General features: G+C 41.3%; 1 protein-coding gene and 1 pseudogene. Both read left to right on the top strand.

What is annotated here, in order from left to right:
- Window positions 1-281, top strand: a pseudogene (locus AAY72_RS07800) (site-specific integrase); the annotation flags it as partial.
- 12 nt (window positions 282-293) lie between these two features.
- Window positions 294-1568 (top strand): site-specific integrase, encoded by a 1275-nt coding sequence (locus AAY72_RS07795; protein ID WP_008985556.1) that lies wholly within the window; start codon window positions 294-296, stop codon window positions 1566-1568.
- Window positions 1569-1671: the final 103 nt, after the last annotated feature.

Genomic DNA, 1671 nt, shown 5'->3' with positions numbered 1-1671 from the left:
AATTTGTGGGGATCCCTCAGCATAGTTACATTACATGGGAATTGGCAGCACAAAACGTCAGTATTGATGTGTTAGCGCGGCAGTGTGGCACTGGCATTCAAATGATTGAGCAACACTATAGCCATGTCATCCCAAGAATGTTCGGTCGACAGTTGTCAGGGATCGAGCTGGAAACAAAAGAAAGAGTCGTTCGACAATTTGAAGATGTAACTTATGACGAGCAGTTACAACAACGAATGAATGAATGGGCTTATAACTACAAGCATAGAGGCTACATCTAGCAGGAGGCAGCGTTGGCGTATCAGGAACGAGTTGCAGTTATGGAGGGTTTATACCTTTATACTCAGTCCAATTCAAAGCGCTGGTACGCCCGCTTTAAAGTCGATAAAAAGCATATCACCTTCTCAACTGGTGAGACTGAACTAGAAAAAGCAAAAGTGGTAGCCATTGACGCAATGTATAAGCGTCGAGCTGAAGTGAAACTTGGTATTGCTGCTGGTGCGCAGCCTTTTGATAAGCTTGCTGCTGAAGTCATCTCAGAATTAGAAGCTTTAATAAACAAAGGCGTTTCCAAGAAGAACAACTCCATTTATAAAGGCATTCTACTTAACTACCATATCCCATTTTTTAAAGACCAGCGGATTGATCAGATCACACAATCTGATATGGACAGTTTTCATCGCTGGCGCGAGACAAAGTTTGGTGGACAACCCTCAAAATCAACATTGCAAAGCCATAATGCCGTTCTAACTAAAGTTTATGAAAAGGCGTTAAGAAAAGGCCAAATCACTAAATACCATATCCCAACTTTTGAGACTGACGGCAAACGGCAAGAACGTCGTGCCGCTTTTACTTGGGAAGAGTATCGCAAAATATCAGACTTCATAAATGAAGAGATGCAGCGAACTAAAAACAAGAAAAGTAAAATGCTGCTGGAGCTGATGGAAGACTACATCGACTTCGCACTGGCAACGGGTATGCGGCCAGGTACTGAAATTGAAAATGTTAAGTGGAGCGACATCAGTTTTAAATTGGTAGACGGTGTACCAGAAATTACCGTAGCAGTTCGTAAAGGCAAAACCACTTTATATACTGGCACTCGGCAAGTTGTTGTGCGAAGCGACTTTGTGGCTAACCTAGAACAGTTGGTAGAACGCTTTCCAGACAGAAAAGCAGATGACTTGGTATTCGTGCTTGCAGACGGATCAAGCACTAAAAGTCTCAGCAAGAAATTCACCTATGTGCTGGAAAAGCTGAACCTAAGACAAAGCCCATATGGTGAGCGCACACTGTATTCACTTCGTCACTCGTATATTACTTGGAACCTGAAAAGCAAAGCGGATTACGCAGCACTGGCTAAACAGTGTGGTACAAGCATTGAGATGATTGACAGAACTTATAGCCATTTACTGCCGACTATGTTCAGGCAAGAATTTAGTGGGGTGGTGTATGAGCAGATAGAACCAGATTCTCTTAAACAGAGACAGCTTAGTTTAAAAGCGAAAGAGCTAAATATAAAAAATTACTCACTTTTGGATCAGAATTATAAGACTCGCGGATACGTTTAAAACTTCTTTACAAGAAGAGATCATTTTTACTGAAAGCTTACCTTTTTCTTGAATAAATAATAAAAAATCGCAGATAAAGTCACTTTGTGCCAATAGCAGAAAT

Origin of the sequence: Alishewanella sp. WH16-1, assembly GCF_001441695.1 — a bacterium.
Taxonomy (GTDB): Bacteria; Pseudomonadota; Gammaproteobacteria; order Enterobacterales; family Alteromonadaceae; genus Alishewanella; species Alishewanella agri.
The sequence above is the reverse complement of the archived record's forward strand: the minus strand, read 5'-3'. Positions and strand labels throughout refer to the sequence as shown.